The sequence below is a fragment of the Robinsoniella sp. genome (assembly GCF_034124845.1).
Genome location: NZ_JAWYAJ010000447.1, coordinates 1 through 17,313, shown reverse-complemented (window position 1 = coordinate 17,313; position 17,313 = coordinate 1). Strand labels below are relative to the sequence as shown.

Sequence of the window (17,313 nt, the reverse complement as noted above, 5' to 3'; positions counted from 1 at the left end):
ACAGCTGCTCAAAATGAATTTGATAACACGCTCTAATGTGATAAAGAATTAAAATCCATTCTTTATCATATCATAAATTGGAAAAGAAAAATAGTAAAATTTTTAAAATGTGAGCGAGTAAAGCGACATCGTTCGGGCATCTGCCCCTCGACGAAGTGATTTTAATGGGCAGATGCGTTATGGTGAGCATCTGAAGAGTGTGAACAATAATAAAATAAGTATAAAATAAGGGAAATAGATAGTTATTGCTTGACATCTAAAAATAAAGGTGCGATAATTGAGAACGGTATTTGTGTAAAAATTCATAATTTCTGGTAAATCATTCTTTCTTGAATTATATATTGAAATTAGATGAATACTAGAGTATAATATTGATATAAAGTTATATATCTTAAGTTACCTGGGGTGTTCGACAATCCTATCATTTTGAACCTACATGTACTTTTATGGGATTCCTACATTGCTGTGAAGGATGTCAGGCCACCGTTTGCAGTGGAAGACAGATGGCGCAGTTGCGGTTACCCACCTAGCTTTGCTAGGAGTCAAAAGATAGGAAACGGCACTTTGGGGCTTACAATAAAAAAGAACATTTGCTTAGCAGATGTTCTTTTTTGCGTTATTTATAAAGGGATTTCCGGAATTGTTTTTTGAAGTTCCATTTTGAAAAATGTGGAAAAACAAGTTGTAAGCTTTTTGGACTGGGTGTATAATAGTGGCATCGTATAAAAAGTATATAAAACTATAAGGAGAGGACAAAAAATATGGGGATGATGACGAGTTTATTTGGGAAAACAGGAGATGGCCAGGAAGCCAAAATTGTTACCATCATGAATAAAAACGGTATGGGAATTGAAGTGACAAATTATGGAGCTACACTGGTGTCTGCAACAGTGCCGGATGAAAAGGGGCATATTGAAGATGTGATTTTAGGATATGAGGATGTAACGGACTACGTAGCAAACGGCGGTTTCTTTGGAGCAGTTATTGGAAGAAACGGCAATCGTATCGGCAAAGCTAAAGTGACTATTAACGGTGTGGAATATCAGATGGAGCAGAATGAAAACGAGAACAGCCTTCACAGCGGTACCAGGGGATTTGATAAGGTAATCTGGGATATGGAACTTCTGGAGGATGAAGCTGCCGTGAGATTTACACATCACAGTCCGGATGGCGATGAAGGATTACCCGGAAACTTTGATGTATCGGTTTCTTATACACTGACAGATGAAAATGAAATCAAAATCCACTATACCGGTGTTTCTGATGCAGATACCATAGCGAATATGACAAATCACAGTTATTTTAATCTTGCCGGACATGATAAAGGAACGATCCTGGATCATACTTTATGGATGGATGCGGATGCATTTACCGTAATTGATGCAGAGTCTATTCCTACTGGGGAACTGAGAAACGTGGAAGGTACTCCTATGGATTTCAGAAAAACAAAACGTATCGGTGATGATATTGATGATACATACGAACAGATTCAGCTGGCTCATGGATATGACCATAATTTTGTATTGAATCGAAATGGTGAAGAAAAACTGCGCAGAATAGCGAAAGTGACGGACCCGGCAATTAAAAGAACAATGGAAGTTTACACGGATTGTGTAGGTGTACAGTTCTATACAGGGAACTTTATTGAGAAAACCCAGATCGGAAAAGGCGGCATTCCTTATCAGAAGAGAAGCGGCTTATGTCTGGAAACCCAATTCTATCCGGATGCTCCGAATCATGATAACTTTCCTTCTTCCATTTTAAAAGCGGGCGAAGTTTATGATACGACAACGGTTTATAAGTTTGGCTTTGAATGTAAGTAATCCAGAAAATGGTAAGTTCCGGTATTTTGAAACTTTGGCAGATACATTGGATATGCAATGTATTTCCGGGAGATGAAAAATGCCGGATTTTTGTTTTTCCGTTAAAAAAACACTATGTCCTAATTTTGCGTTCTTTTTCTCCTGTTTTTGGATATACTAGTATATAAATGAAGAGAAAACAGGAGCAAAGAATGAAGGATGACAATACCTTTGGAAAAATTTTAATATTAAGCGGCTGTATTATGGCTTTTTTACTGCTGTGTTTTTATGACACTTATAAAAAAAAGGGTGATGATATCCTGAATAAATTGCAGGAGACAATTCAGACTGATCTGGCAGTACAAAAAGAAACCCAGGAAGATAAAGTCTCAAAAACGGATAAAAAGAAATCCGACGGAAAAGAAAGCGTGAATGATCAAGAAAGCATAGAAGAGCAGAAAGAGGCGCAGGAAGAGAAACAACAGGGAGAAAAAACGAAAAATGAAGAAACGAAAAATGAAGAAACATCCTCCGGAGATACCCAGGCATCAGATGTGGAAAATCCCCTTATACGTGTGCTTATCAAGACGGATGATTATGCAGATGAGTACCATAGCAGCGTGACGCTTCAATGCAGTACAGATTATGTGCTGCAGTATGGAGAGACAACAGAAGAGCATGGTGCTGCAGAGGCGCTGACCCTGACAGCTGACAGTCCCTATTTAAATGACGGGATATTGCGTATCCAGCCTAAGGATGGAAAAGGTGAGATTACATTGCCCGGGCTGAAAAGAGGTTATGAGAATCCTTCGTATCTGGGGAATTTTGAAATTGTTAAAAGAGATGCCGGTCTTCTGGTTATTAATGAGCTGCCTCTTGAAACGTATCTCTGTTCTGTGGTGCCCAGTGAGATGCCGGCAGCTTATCCGTTGGAATCTCTGAAAGTGCAGGCGGTGTGTGCCAGAAGTTATGCCATCAAACAGATGCACAATGGACGTGGAGCGGAATTTAATGTACATGTTGACGATAGTGTCTCCTATCAGGTCTATAACAATCAGAAGAGGGATGAACGTGCCAGCGAGGCCGTAAATGCCACTGCGGGTCAGGTGATGCGTTCCAACGGGGAAATTGTGGATGCGCTATACTATTCAACTTCCTGCGGAGTAAATCTTAGCCAGGATCTCTCACAGGAAACGGTTTTTGCCTCATTTATGACCACAGATAACCACACTGCATATGAAGCCAGTGAGCCCTGGTATCGGTGGAAGGCTGTATTTACAATTGATGAGTTGACAAGACTGGCAAATGCATGGCAGCCGGGCACAGGAAATGTGACAGCTTTAAGTATTGACGCCCGGGAAACAAATGGTGCCATTGCAAAATTTACCCTGCAGGGAGAGAATCAGAGCATTTCCGTAGAGGGAGAATATACGGTTCGTAAACTGCTGTCTCCGGTGAATATTGCAGTAGTAGAACAAGATGGAAGCGAAGCTGCGGGGATGTCTCTTCTGCCAAGTGCATTTTTCTATCTGACTCCAAATTATGAAAATGATGTATTGGTTAGCTATACGCTTACCGGCGGCGGATACGGACACGGAAAAGGAATGAGCCAAAACGGAGCAAGGCATATGGCAGATGCAGGAATGGGATACGAAGAAATATTAAAATATTTTTATGGTGATGTACAGATAGGATAAAATGTTTTATATTTCCCCAAGCGTGCATCTGGTGGGAATGATTTTTCAAATAAGCTCTGGGCTTGCAGTGAGATCAAAAACGTGCTATGATTGGTTCACATAAAAAAGTCAGAGGGGTATTATGAAAGCTATTTGTATGATCATCAGATTTATCTTGAATTTTTTGAGGAAAGCCAAGCGGGACCGTGTGGATGCTTATTCTGCACAGTCTGCTTTTTATGTAATCATGAGTTTTATTCCCTTTATTATGTTGCTGCTGACGCTGCTTAAGTATACCCCCCTTACGCCAGCCGATGTAGTGGATATGGTAATGGGGGTCTTGCCTGCATCCTTCCGGGAGGTTCTGGAAGGACTGGTGGGCGGTGTATATACCGGTTCTACCGCACTGTTGTCAGGAACGGCTATCGCTGCCGTATGGGCGGCGGGAAGAGGCGTTATGGCAGTTACAAATGGTTTGAACTCCGTCCAGGGAATTCGTGAGACCAGAAACTATATTTACATGCGTCTGCGATCTGCTTTCTATACAGTACTCTTTCTGGTTTCCATCGTTGCGGCAATGCTGCTGTTGGTGTTTGGAAATCAGATACATGATCTAATTATCAGATATGTTCCACTTCTAAAAGAATTTTCCGGTTTTATTATCAGTGTCAGAACCATTGCCACGATTACGCTGCTCACACTGTTGTTTATGGCGATGTATAAGCTGCTGCCAAACAGAAAGGACAGATTTGCCAACCTGTTGCCGGGAGGGTTGTTTACGGCACTTGCCTGGTCCATATTTTCCTATGGATTTTCTATCTATTTTGAAATGGCAAAACGAATGTCTTCCATCTACGGAAGCTTGACATCGGCTGTCATGGTAATGCTTTGGCTGTATTTCTGCATGTGGTTTATCTTTATTGGAGCTGAAATAAATTGCTATCTGGAAGATAGTTCGAGTTTTGACTTGACAGATTAAGTAAATATGATAAAATAGGTCATAGAAATAGGAAACAGGCAACAGACTTTAAAAAATGATATTAACAAATAATAAAAAGCGATGAAGGTGTCAGTAGAAGATCATTTTCTTACAGAGAGAGGAAGCCATCGGCTGGAAGCATCCTTAAGTTCAGATGATAAATTCGAATTTCCCACCGGAGCTGCATTTTTGAAATCACAGTAGGAAATGCCGACCATGCGCGTTAAGCATACTAATTAAGAGCCTGCAGCAGCAGGAATTAGGGTGGTACCACGGAACTCCAAGCTTCGTCCCTTACACCAGAGGGATGAGGCTTTTTTTGCGCGAATCAATGAGGCGTGCGCCAAAAGCCCCTGGAGCAAATAGCCTGCTTGCAGAGCGATTTGCGCAAGGAGCTTTTGGCATAGGGCGAAGCCCGCGACCGAGCCGCCAGGCGAGGTGGGCACGCCGGACATGCGGCAGCCAGGCACACACTTCATCCACCCAAGAATCAGATCAAATAAAAAAGGAGAAATATAATGAAAGACAAATTGCAAGCCATCAAAGAAGAAGCACTGAGTCAGATCCAAAATTCCGAAGCACTGGATAAATTAAATGATGTCCGTGTAGCATTTTTGGGTAAAAAGGGACAGTTAACAGCGGTTTTAAAAGGGATGAAAGATGTCACACCGGAGGAGCGTCCGTTAGTGGGCCAGATGGTGAATGACACCAGAGCTGCTATTGAAACATTTTTAGAAGAGACAAAGAAGAAGTTAGAGGCTAAGGTTCGGGAAGAGAAATTAAAGAGTGAAGTAATTGACGTTACGCTTCCGGCTAAGAAGAATAATGTAGGTCATCGTCATCCGAACACCATTGCTTTGGAAGAAGTAGAGCGTATCTTTGTAGGTATGGGCTATGAAGTGGTGGAAGGACCTGAGGTAGAATATGATCTCTACAATTTTGAAAAATTAAATATCCCTGCGAATCATCCGGCTAAGGATGAGCAGGATACTTTTTATGTGAATAAAGACATTGTTTTAAGAACACAGACATCACCGGTACAGGCACGTGTCATGGAACAGGGGAAACTTCCGATCCGTATGATTGCGCCGGGAAGAGTATTTCGGTCAGATGAAGTGGATGCCACACATTCCCCGTCTTTCCATCAGATCGAAGGTTTGGTAATTGATAAGAATATAACATTTGCAGATTTAAAAGGGACTCTGGAAGAGTTTGCAAAAGAATTGTTCGGACCGGAGACGAAGACAAAATTCCGTCCTCATCATTTCCCATTTACTGAGCCAAGTGCCGAAGTGGATGTGACTTGTTTTAAGTGTGGTGGCGAAGGCTGCCGTTTCTGTAAAGGATCAGGCTGGATTGAAATTCTGGGCTGCGGTATGGTGCATCCTCATGTTCTGGAAATGTGCGGAATCGATCCGCAGGTTTACAGCGGTTTTGCATTTGGTGTGGGACTCGAGCGTATTGCACTTTTGAAATATGAGATTGACGATATGAGATTACTGTATGAAAACGATATTCGTTTCTTAAAACAATTCTAATGGAAATTAAGTAAAGAGAGGAAAACAGAATGAATACATCATTATCATGGATTAAAGCATACGTTCCGGATCTGGAAGCGGATGCACAGGAATATACGGATGCGATGACTTTGTCAGGCACCAAGGTAGAGGGATTTGAGAGACTGGATGAAGACCTGGAAAAAATTATAATCGGACAAATTGAGTCTATTGAGAGACATCCGGATGCGGATAAGCTGATTATCTGCCAGGTAAATGTAGGCACGGAAACCGTACAGATTGTAACAGGTGCTCCAAATGTAAAAGAAGGGGATAAAATTCCGGTTGTACTTGACGGCGGACGTGTAGCGGGCGGACATGACGGCAAGAAGACAAAAGGCGGAGTAAAGATTAAAAAAGGTAAGCTGCGCGGAATTGAGTCATGCGGTATGATGTGCTCCATTGAAGAACTGGGATCAACAAGAGAGATGTACCCGGAATCACCGGAGTATGGTATTTACATTTTTCCGGCAGATGCTAAAGTAGGGGAAAGTGCCATACATGCGCTGGATTTAGACGATGTTGTATTTGAATATGAGATTACTTCCAATCGTGTGGACTGCTATAGCGTAATCGGTATCGCCAGAGAAGCGGCGGCTACTTTTAATAAAAAGTTTGTACCTCCGGTTGTAGCAGAAACGGGAAATGACGAAGATGTAAATGATTATATTAAAGTTACGGTAAAGGATTCGGAGCTTTGCCCGCGGTACTGTGCAAGAGTGGTTAAAAATATCAAAATTGCTCCTTCACCCGTGTGGATGCAGAGGCGCCTTGCAGCAAACGGCATACGTCCAATTAACAACATTGTAGATATTACCAACTATGTTATGGAAGAATACGGCCAGCCTATGCATGCTTATGACTATGACACGATTGCCAATCATGAAATTATAGTGAGACGTGCAAATGCAGGTGAAAAATTTGTTACTCTGGATGGTCAGGAAAGAACTATGGATGAGTCCGTTCTGATGATCTGTGATGGAGAAAAAGCAGTTGGTATTGCCGGAATCATGGGTGGTGAAAATTCTATGATTACCGACAATGTAAAAACGATGTTATTTGAAGCTGCATGCTTCGATGGAACGAATATCAGACTTTCCAGTAAGAAAGTAGGGCTGCGTACAGATGCATCCGGTAAATTTGAAAAAGGACTGGACCCCAATAATGCCCAGGCTGCAATAGACCGTGCATGCCAGCTGGTGGAAGAGCTGGGAGCAGGAGAAGTGGTAGGCGGAATGACCGATGTGTACGGCAAAAAGAAAAATCCGGTTCGCATCGGATTTGAACCGGAAAAGATAAATGCACTGCTGGGTACCGATATTTCCAAAGAAGATATGCTGGGATATTTTGAAAAAATTGGACTTAAATATGATGAAGCTGCCAACGAGATTATTGCACCAACTTTTCGCCATGATCTGTTCCGTATGGCGGATCTGGCTGAAGAAGTGGCGAGATTCTATGGTTATGACAACATACCCACGACACTTCCAAAAGGGGAAGCTACCACAGGAAAATTGCCATTTAAGCTGAGAATTGAAGAAGTGGCAAGAGACATTGCAGAATTCTGCGGTTTCTCTCAGGGAATGACTTATTCTTTCGAAAGTCCCAAGGTGTTTGACAAACTGCTTTTACCCGAAGATTCCGAATATCGCAAGGCAATCACGATCTCTAATCCATTAGGGGAAGATTTCAGTATCATGAGAACCATTTCTTTGAATGGTATGCTCACATCCCTTGCATTTAATTACAACCACAGAAATAAAAATGTGCGTTTATATGAACTTGGAAATATTTATCTGCCCGCAGAGCTTCCGCTTAAGGAACTTCCGGATGAAAGAATGCAGTTTACCCTTGGCATGTATGGAGAGGGAGATTTCTATACCATGAAGGGTGTGATTGAAGAGTTCTTTGAGAAAATCGGACTGCATGAGAAGGAAACCTATGATCCAAATTCCGGCAAACCATTTTTGCATCCCGGACGCCAGGCAAATATTATCTACAATGGAAAAGTAGCAGGGTACCTGGGTGAAGTGCATCCGGAAGTGCTGGATAATTATGACATAGGGGATCGTGCTTATGTTGCAGTGCTGGATATGCCTTTGATTGTAGAGATGTCCACCTTTGACCGTAAATTCGAAGGAATTGCCAAATTCCCTGCAGTGAACCGTGATCTTAGTATGGTTGTGCCAAAAGAAATTCTGGCTGGCCAGATTGAGGCGATGATCGCTCAGAGAGGCGGTACAATATTAGAGAGTTATCAGCTGTTTGATATCTATGAAGGCTCTCAGATTAAAGAAGGATATAAATCCATTGCTTACTCTATTACATTCCGGGCAAAGGATAAAACGCTGGAGGAAGCTGAAGTTTCTGCAGCAATGAAGAAAATATTAAATGGTTTGGAATCCATGGGAATCGAGCTGAGACAGTAATATGAAAATTTTCATTATGAGGCACGGAGAGACGGACTGGAATACCCAGAAACGTCTTCAGGGCCGGACCGATATTTCTTTGAACGAAAATGGAAGAGAATTGGCAAGGGTTACAGCAGAAGCATTGCGGGATGTCCCTTTTGATCTGGCAATCAGCAGTCCTCTGGCACGGGCTTTGGAAACAGCTGATATTGTAATCGGAGATCGCAATATTCCAATATTGCGGGATGAGCGGCTCATCGAAATCAGTTTTGGAGTTTTTGAAGGCATGATCAGCAGCAAAGAGTATTATGAGATTCCCGATCCGGACTTTTCAAACTTTTTCCTGGCGCCGGATAGGTATCTGCCACCACCCCAGGGTGAGGACATCCGATCACTTGGGGCACGGACAAAAGCATTTATGGAAGATATTTTAAATCGTGAGGAGTATCAGGAGAAAACCATCCTGGTTACTACTCATGGCGGTGCCATGCGTGGATTATTAAACAGCTTGCGTACATTTGAAATGTCGGATTTCTGGAATGGAGGGGTTCCGAAAAATTGTGGTGTCGCAATCCTGGAGTGCCGGGATGGGAAGGCAGAAGTGCTGGAAGAAAATAAAATATACTATTAGGTGTGAAAAATGGTGAAAATGCCTGTACTGGAAGGGGCTTTTGGTTGTATCCGCAACTGCGAAGCCGCCAACTGGTACAGGCATTTTATGGTTTAATTTTTTAATACTTCGGAAGGAATCGATTTAAATAAATTAATATTTGGAGTATGGTTCGTAAATGCAGCGAAGAAAAATGCTAACAGAAGCAGGAGACAGAGACACAATATATTGGATGTGTGGTTTCCTGTTTTTTTGCATGCACTTAAGTACCAGCTGAAAAAGTAGCAGACCAGAACACCCAGGATGAAGGTCAGAATATCCATAGCCAGGTAGTTTGTTCCGATAATACCGGTGTAAGTATAAAAAAATGCAACGATAAACAACAGTCCGGCAAAGCAGCCGATGGTCTTGGCGGTGACAAAGGAAGAAAAATTCTTTCCGATCATAAAATATTCGATAAATGTGAGAAACAAAAAAGGGAAGAATAACATCTTCAGGTGTTCCCAGGTGGATTCGTTTATAGGGGAAATAAAGGCGATGAGGTAATGGTAGCCGCTCCATTTATATATAAAGTGGAAAAGAGTCCCCAGAACTATCGCCAGCAGAGCAAAGGTAAGCTCATAGTAAAAATATTGTTTTTTAATGGATTTCATAGTTATACCTCCTGCATACCGCAGGGTTGGCCTGCAATACTGCATTTATAAATCGTTTGAAAGGAACGGTATTCATTTGATGAATGTAGCTGGTCTTTTTCATTAGTGTATGGGATATTAGAAAAATTATGTAAAAGATTAGAATTAATCCATTGCAATTATATATAAATTTTGATAAAATAATATATAAATAATTTAATTAGACGTTTATATGCGATAAAATCGTGTGAAAGGAAGGGTATATTCGGTTATGAAGGTGAGCATAAAGAGTATTAGCGAGAAGACAGGATTCTCGCCGGCTACCATTTCAAATGCGCTGAATCATAAAAAGGGTGTGAATGCGCAGACATCGGCGGAGATTTTCCGTGTTGCGAAAGAGATGGGGTATATCAGTGAATCCAGCATTCGCAAGATCAAATTTGTCATCTTTAAAAAAAATGGTTTGATCATCGATGATACGCCGTTTTTCTCATTGCTGATTGACGGTTTTGAGAAGGAATGCCGGGAGTCGGGATTTGAAATGGTTATCTGCCATTTGAATCAGAAGGATGAGGACTACGAAGAACAGGTGCATTGGATGATAAACGACAGCGCTTCGGCTATTGTGCTGCTTGGCACTGAGCTTATGGAAGAGGATGTGAAAATTTTTAAGAGTGCAGGCTGTCCGTTTTTAATGCTGGATTACTGGGCTGGAGATATGTCCTTTAACGGAGTGCTGATTAATAATGCGGATTCTTCCAGAAAAGCAGTGGAATACCTGATACAAAAAGGGCATAAGGAAATCGGCTATCTCAGAGGGAGTTTTCGTATCAAGGCGTTTCGTTCCAGGGCGGTGGGCTATGGTACGGCAATGCAGAAAGCGAACCTTCCGGTGAAAAATGAATATACGGTGACTCTTCCCACTACCTTAAACGGTGCATATCAGGAAATGCTAAAGTACCTGCAGAAGAAAGTAAAATTACCTACTGCATATTTTGCGGATAACGATATGATTGCACTTGGTGCCATGAAAGCGCTTCAGGAAATGGGATACCGGGTTCCGGAGGATGTTTCTCTGGTTGGTTTTGATGACCTTCCTTTCAGCGAGATATCTTCACCGGCACTCACTACCCTTCGCGTGCCCAAACAGGAGATGGGAAAACTTGCGGTTCGCCGGGTAATTGACATGATAAAAAAAGATGATGATCAGGTTAATACGAAGATTCAGGTCTGCACGAAGTTTATTGAACGGGATAGTGTTTGTGACAGGTAATAAAAATAAAGTTTAAGGTAAAGTATGGTAGATTGTAAACGGCCGGGGGAAACCCCGGCTGTTTTTTGTGGAAAAGATCATGGTGAAAGGGGAGTATCAGAAAAGTGATTTATTTAAATGATATGGAAAATTAGTTTAAGGGCATTTATTGTAGTTTTATATAAATATTTATGTGAATTTATATGACACAAGTACTTATACTAATATTTAATGTGAAATATGCATAATAATGGAGATGCAATATTGTTAAAATGTACAGAATAACGATAATGTACTTGAATTTATTTAAATAACATGGTAATATTAGTTTAAATCAAATTTAAATAAATTTAAGAGATAACGCAAACGGACTTGAATGTTTAAATAACGATTTAAATGATTCAAAAAAATTATTTTATTCAGGAGGATTTCATTATGAAGAGTAAGAAGATCACATCGTTATTATTGGTATCGGCTATGCTGGCAACAACATTTTTAAGCGGATGTCAGGGATCTGGCGGCGGTTCGGGAACGGATGCAAAGACAGAAGCGGTAACTGCAAAAGGAAGTGAAGCTAAGCAGGATGGCGCATCTTCTGGAGATTCCACAGAAGTAACATTTTGGACTTTAAATACCAGGCAGAATGCAGTAGATCCTATCGTTGAAGAGTTTAATGCGGCGCATGAGGATATGAAGGTTACCGTTGCTTATTACGATACGGACGGAATCAAAGATGCATGTAAGGTTGCTGCTTCTTCAAAAACGCTTCCGAATATGTGGTTTAACTGGGGCGGTAGCTTAGGCGGCTTCTATGCGGAAAACGGACTTACCTATGATCTGACCGAATATGCAAAGGAACATAAATGGAATGAGACGTTCAGCGAGGGAGCATTGACACTTTGTGAACTGGGCGGGCAGCTTTCCGGATATCCAACCAGCTATAATGTGCTTGATGTATATTACCGGAAAGATATTTTTGAACAATATAATATTGCAGTGCCCACTACTTTTGAAGAATTTGAGCAGGCATGTGCAACGTTAAAAGAAAATGGGATCACACCGATTTCTACTGCAGGCCTGAACGGATGGCATGTTATGCGTTTTGTAGAACTTTTGATTGAGCATTACGCAGGAGCTGAGGAACATGATAAGATGAATACCTTTGAAACCAGCTATGACAATGATGCTACGGTACAGGCACTTACAAAATTTAAGGAATTCTGTGACAAGGGATATTTCCCGGATGGATTTGTTACGGCAGACCCCAACGATACGCAGATGGCAGTATTCTCCGGAACAGCAGCAATGGATATTCAGGGACAGTGGTATGACGGTAAAATCGTGCAGGAGGAACAGGACATTAATTTATACGGAACATTCCCATTCCCCTCAGGTGGTACAAACCGATTATCCGCTTTTGTGGAAATGACACAGTTTAATGCAGATAATACAGATGCTCAGTTAAATGCATGTATGGAGTTTATGGATTATTATTATAGCAAAGAAAATACAGAAAAGTATGCAGAGTACTATAATCTGCCCCTTCCAAAAGCAGATGCAGAAATGCCTGAGGGTCAGCCAAATGTTCCGGAAATGCTGGAAACAGCAGAAAAGAACGGCACCTTTACCATTACCGACCAGGCATTCCCAACAGAGATCGCAGATGCTCTGTTTGATGTACAGGATGGAATAGCCAACGGACAGACCACTCCGGAAGATGGAGCAAAGAAGATTCAGGAAGCAATTGATGCTTACAACAATAAGTAAATAAATTCCCTGAATCGGTAGCGGCGGGCGGGCAGCCCGCCGGATCACAATAGATTGGAGTGAGACCATGAAGAAAAAAACTAAAATTGACTGGGGTGCATATGCATTTATGATTCCGGCTGGAATTATTTATCTCTCGGTAATCGTTGCACCTGTGTGTTATTCCTTTTTTATCAGCCTGTTCAAATGGAATGGAATTGGCGATATGGAATTTGTTGGGGCAAAAAATTACATACAGCTATTTACCAATGACCCGATTTTTATAACCGCAATTAAAAATAATTTAATATGGATTGTGCTGACTGTTTTCGTCACGATGACTGTGGCGCTGGCATTTGCGGTCATATTGAATAAGAAATTTAAAGGGCGCACATTTTTTCGTGGATTCTTCTATTTCCCCTGTGTCATTGCTCCAATTGCAGTGTCTATTATCTGGAGATGGATTTATAATCCGAATATTGGGTTCATTAACCAATTCTGTCAGGCGCTGGGCATTAACTTTTCACAGAGCTGGATCTCTGATCCGAATGTAAGCTTATATGCCATATTTGCAGCTTCTTTATGGCAGGCGATCGGACAGCCTATGATTTTGTTCCTTGCAGGACTTCAGGCGGTTTCTGTGGATGTGCTGGAAGCAGCTACGATTGACGGCGCATCCGGTATTAAGAAGTTTTTCTTTATTACCGTTCCTCTCTTAAAGGAGACATTTGTAATCGTCATAGCAACTCTGGTAGTGGCAGCCATGAAGGTATTTGATGTGGTGCAGGGGCTAACCGGCGGCGGACCAAATAACTCCACCCAGATGCTGTCCACCTATATGTATTCCCAGACATTTCAGTACAATAATGTGGGCATGGGAACCACGGTGGCATGTATTATGGTTATCATCATGCTGGTTGTAATTGTGCCGTATGTTGTATTTACGGCGAAAGAAGATTAGGAGGCTGTTATGGACGGAAAACAGATGAAAATATCAAAAAAAGTAATCCTGTATGTCATATTGGCCATACTGGCGCTGATCTGGATTGTTCCTATGCTCACCCTGCTTCTGACAGCGATCAAAGGAAAAAAAGATTTCTACAGCGGGCTCAGCCTGTTCAGCGTTCCGGCTGAAATTGCCTGGGATAACTTCACCAACGCAATTACCAAAGGAAGACTGCTTACTTATATGAAGAACGACCTGATCGTTTCCGGTCTGAAAGTTCCCATCGGAATTGTGATTGAAGCGCTGGCGGCTTTTGCACTAACCAGACTGAACATCAAACACAAAACAGGATGGTTCGTATTTTTCCTGGTGGGAATGATGCTTCCCATGCAGACAGCACTGGTACCCATCAATATTATTTACAGTAAATTGAACCTTTTAAATTCTTATTTTGGATTATTTTATGTATATGTTGGTTTTGGTATTTCTTATGGTATTTTGATACTCAGAGGATTTTTTAAAGGGATTCCCAAGGATATTGATGAAGCGGCTTATATTGATGGCTGCACAAGATGGCAGATGTTCTGGCGGATTTTACTTCCCATTGCAAAACCGGCAGTGGCGACCTTGATAATTACGGATTTTCTGGCTACCTGGAATGAATACCTTTTGGCAAGCGTAATTATCAACGACAATATGAAGAAGACGGTGCCGGTGGGAATTATGACTTTTGTTGGAGAACATGGTACGGATTATGGATATCTCTGTGCAGGCGTACTCTTATCCGTCATTCCGGTACTGGCAGTTTATCTGATATTCCAGCGTTATTTTGTAGAAGGTATGGCTGGGGCAGTGAAATCTTGATGTATTAACAGGAAGGTATAGAAAGCGGATTCCACAGGTAGTGGAGCGTTCATAAGGCAGAAGAAAATGCTCGAACAGGCTTTTATGGACTGCTGAAATATGAACAGGAAGTGGCAGACGGATGAGCTGACTGCCGGGAAAGCGAGGATATAGACATGAAATTACGAGGCTATGAGCAAAAAATTGAAAAGTGGGATATACTGGAGGTTACCTGTGAGGGGCCGGAGGATGGGAATCCATTTGTGGATTATCAGATCCGGGGTGTATTTCAAAGTAAGAATGAGGTAAAAAGCATAGATGGATTCTATGATGGAAATGGGATTTACAAAGTACGGTTTATGCCATCCTTTGAGGAAGACTATACATTTGAGATTACAGGAAATTTTATCGGGGAAACATTAAAAGGAGACTTTATGGTAACGGCTCCATCCGTGGATAACCATGGTCCTGTGCATGTGGCAAATACTTATCATTTTGCTTATGAAGACGGGACGCCTTATTACTCCATCGGAACTACCTGTTACGTATGGGAACTCCAGTCGAAAGAGCTTCAGGAGAAAACGCTGGAGACCTTGAAGAACAGTGCATTTAACAAGATAAGGTTTTGCATTTTTCCAAAACATTATGATTATAACCTGTCAGAACCAAGGTCTTATCCCTATATGGGCACCCCTTGTGACAGCTCGGTGCTGACAAAAGAAAATTTTATGGAATACAATGGAGCGGCAGAGGGCAATGACTGGGACTTTGAACGTTTTAATACAGAACATTTCCAGCATATAGAAAAGTGTATCGGACAGCTGCGTGATCTGGGAATTGAAGCAGATCTGATTGTGATGCATCCTTATGATCGATGGGGATTCAGCATGATGGATGAAAAATGTGATAATTTGTATTGGAAATATGTGATTGCCCGCTTTGCATCGTACCGCAATGTGTGGTGGTCCCTGGCGAATGAATACGATCTGATGGCCCAGAAATCCATAGAGGACTGGGAGCGCTATGCCAAAATCCTGTGCGACTTTGACCCATATTCCCATCTGCGTTCCATTCATAACTGCAAACCGTTTTACGACCATTCCAGACCCTGGATTACCCATTGCAGTATCCAGCGGCAGGATGTTTATAAGTCCGCGGAACTGGTGACGGAATGGAGAGAGCGGTATCGGAAACCGATTGTACTGGATGAGATCGCCTATGAAGGAAATATACAGCATGGATGGGGAAATATCAGTGGAAAAGAGCTTACCAGGAGATTTTGGGAGGCTTCTCTTCGGGGCGGATATGCGGGTCATGGAGAAACTTATATGCATCCCCAGGATATACTCTGGTGGTCCCATGGAGGTGAGCTTCATGGAGACAGCCCGGAAAGGTTTCAATTCCTATTGGATATCTTGAGAGAAACTCCGGGGATGGGGCTGATGCCCATACAAAGAGGATGGGATGAAATATGCGCAACGGTGGAATCTACGGTAGCAGCCGGCAAAACGGTACAGGATTATTATTTGTGCTATTATGGGTTTAACCGTCCGGCTTTTCGGGAGTTCTATTTTGATGATGAGAGCAGATTTGAAGTGGAAGTGATTGATACCTGGGAGATGACCATAGAAAACAGGGGTGTGGCATCAGGGAAATTTAAAGTGGAACTGCCTGGCAAGGAATATATGGCAGTACGATTGAGACGAATTTAATAAATGATCCAGTTGGAAAAAGGGCATGACCGCAAAGTCGTGCTCTTTTTTGCCAGAACAGAAGAAAAATACCCCATGGATGGCAGATGCTATCTTGTTTTTGGTCGGAAAGGTTATAAAATTAATGGAGACGATCATCCCGGGGTATTGATAAACCCCTTTTTCTGATAGAAAAAACAACAAAAAACATAGAATAATCCGTATATTTCAAGATAAGCGGATGATAGTATTAGAGCGTGTTTGTAAATTCATGATAGCAATTTTAAAACACACGCTGGAGCATATATGTTTCATAAAAATGAGAGGGAAAAGGGAGAGTCTTATGGCGAGGAAAAAAACAAAGCGAATTTTAAGCATGGTACTGGCGATTTGTGTTATGGCAGCGGGAGTGCCCACGGCAGCATTTGCCGCTGAAGGGGGAAACTCAGAGCCTGAGATGTTAGCTCATTATGATTTTCGTGAGCTGTCAGGAAATGTAACAGACGGAACTGTAATTAAAGATGTATCGGGCAGCAATCATGATGCTGCAGCCAAAGGGGACAGACTGACGGCGGAAGATTCTGCACTGGTTTTTCCGGGCGGGAAATACGGAAGCGGTGCAGGCTATGTGGAATTACCCAGGGGCATGTTTGATGGTCAGGAGACCCTGACGGTTTCTATGTGGATGCAGAATAAAACAGGTGCGGGAAATTATGCCGCTTTTTATTTTGGAACGGAAGCAAACAGTACCAATAAGGAGATGCCCACAAGGTATTTCCTGCTAAATCCAATGAATCCCAAAGGCGTAATGAAGTCAGTTATGACAAATTCCTTTAATACATCGGCACCTTATACTACCGAAGTTGGACCGGGATCTACAGGTTCCCCCACAGATGGACCGGTAAGCAGTGCAGACTGGGCGCTTTATTCGGTGGTAATCACACCGGATGACATCACAGGATATTTAAATGGAGTAAAATACAAAACGTATCCATTGAATGTGACGGTATCTGATTTTGGTTCAGATCTGGTATCCTACATAGGAAAGTCACCTTATAAAGATATCTTCTATGCCGGCAGAGTAAAAGATCTGAGAATATACGCTGAGGCATTATCGGATCAGGATATTGCGGAACTTTATTATGGAGGGACTTCTGCAGGAGAGCTTT

13 protein-coding genes, 1 other RNA gene and 1 other annotated feature are annotated in these 17,313 nt (G+C 42.0%); of the genes, 13 read left to right on the top strand and 1 reads right to left on the bottom strand.

Translation table 11 applies throughout. The annotated features are described in order from the left end of the window. Window positions 1-394 precede the first annotated feature (394 nt). The 7 genes from ssrS to ACH2DQ_RS22090 all read left to right on the top strand — a co-directional run bounded on the left by ssrS (window position 395) and on the right by ACH2DQ_RS22090 (window position 9,055). A non-coding RNA gene (gene ssrS / locus ACH2DQ_RS22120) (6S RNA) lies at window positions 395-575 on the top strand. Window positions 576-761: 186 nt separating this feature from the next. Continuing rightward, on the top strand, window positions 762-1,823 hold the full coding sequence (locus ACH2DQ_RS22115; protein ID WP_395028359.1) for an aldose epimerase family protein: 1,062 nt from the start codon (window positions 762-764) through the stop codon (window positions 1,821-1,823). 191 nt (window positions 1,824-2,014) lie between these two features. Next, window positions 2,015-3,499 carry a SpoIID/LytB domain-containing protein gene (locus tag ACH2DQ_RS22110; RefSeq protein WP_394915003.1) on the top strand — a complete coding sequence of 495 codons (1,485 nt, stop codon included), beginning with the start codon at window positions 2,015-2,017 and terminating at the stop codon, window positions 3,497-3,499. A gap of 121 nt (window positions 3,500-3,620) precedes the next feature. After that, a complete protein-coding gene (locus ACH2DQ_RS22105) occupies window positions 3,621-4,457 on the top strand; it encodes a YihY/virulence factor BrkB family protein (RefSeq protein WP_394915002.1) in 837 nt (278 codons plus the stop codon). A gap of 72 nt (window positions 4,458-4,529) precedes the next feature. Continuing rightward, window positions 4,530-4,755, top strand: a binding site (T-box leader). 220 nt (window positions 4,756-4,975) lie between these two features. Beyond that, complete coding sequence (gene pheS, locus ACH2DQ_RS22100) at window positions 4,976-5,995, top strand: phenylalanine--tRNA ligase subunit alpha (protein ID WP_394915001.1); 1,020 nt, start codon at window positions 4,976-4,978, stop codon at window positions 5,993-5,995. A gap of 29 nt (window positions 5,996-6,024) precedes the next feature. Continuing rightward, a complete protein-coding gene (gene pheT / locus ACH2DQ_RS22095) occupies window positions 6,025-8,442 on the top strand; it encodes a phenylalanine--tRNA ligase subunit beta (RefSeq protein ID WP_394915000.1) in 2,418 nt (805 codons plus the stop codon). A 1-nt stretch (window position 8,443) separates the two neighbouring features. Beyond that, window positions 8,444-9,055, top strand: coding sequence for a histidine phosphatase family protein (locus ACH2DQ_RS22090; RefSeq protein WP_394914999.1), 612 nt, complete (start codon window positions 8,444-8,446; stop codon window positions 9,053-9,055). 92 nt (window positions 9,056-9,147) lie between these two features. Here the strand turns inward: ACH2DQ_RS22090 and ACH2DQ_RS22085 are convergent, their stop codons facing one another. Then, window positions 9,148-9,687 (bottom strand): DUF6512 family protein, encoded by a 540-nt coding sequence (locus ACH2DQ_RS22085; protein WP_394914998.1) that lies wholly within the window; start codon window positions 9,685-9,687, stop codon window positions 9,148-9,150. A gap of 250 nt (window positions 9,688-9,937) precedes the next feature. Here ACH2DQ_RS22085 and ACH2DQ_RS22080 point away from each other — a divergent pair, with 250 nt between their 5' ends. The 6 genes from ACH2DQ_RS22080 to ACH2DQ_RS22055 form a co-directional block, all read left to right on the top strand. Continuing rightward, complete coding sequence (locus tag ACH2DQ_RS22080) at window positions 9,938-10,939, top strand: LacI family DNA-binding transcriptional regulator (RefSeq protein WP_394914997.1); 1,002 nt, start codon at window positions 9,938-9,940, stop codon at window positions 10,937-10,939. Window positions 10,940-11,353: 414 nt separating this feature from the next. Further along, complete coding sequence (locus tag ACH2DQ_RS22075; protein ID WP_394914996.1) at window positions 11,354-12,685, top strand: ABC transporter substrate-binding protein; 1,332 nt, start codon at window positions 11,354-11,356, stop codon at window positions 12,683-12,685. 67 nt (window positions 12,686-12,752) lie between these two features. Beyond that, window positions 12,753-13,625, top strand: a complete 873-nt coding sequence (locus ACH2DQ_RS22070) for a carbohydrate ABC transporter permease (protein WP_394914995.1) — start codon at window positions 12,753-12,755, stop codon at window positions 13,623-13,625. 9 nt (window positions 13,626-13,634) lie between these two features. Next, complete coding sequence (locus ACH2DQ_RS22065; protein ID WP_394914994.1) at window positions 13,635-14,474, top strand: carbohydrate ABC transporter permease; 840 nt, start codon at window positions 13,635-13,637, stop codon at window positions 14,472-14,474. Window positions 14,475-14,629: 155 nt separating this feature from the next. Then, window positions 14,630-16,165, top strand: coding sequence for a DUF5605 domain-containing protein (locus tag ACH2DQ_RS22060; RefSeq protein ID WP_394914993.1), 1,536 nt, complete (start codon window positions 14,630-14,632; stop codon window positions 16,163-16,165). Between the two features lie 322 nt (window positions 16,166-16,487). Next, on the top strand, window positions 16,488-17,313 hold an 826-nt coding region (locus ACH2DQ_RS22055; protein ID WP_395028352.1), incomplete at its 3' end, for a LamG-like jellyroll fold domain-containing protein.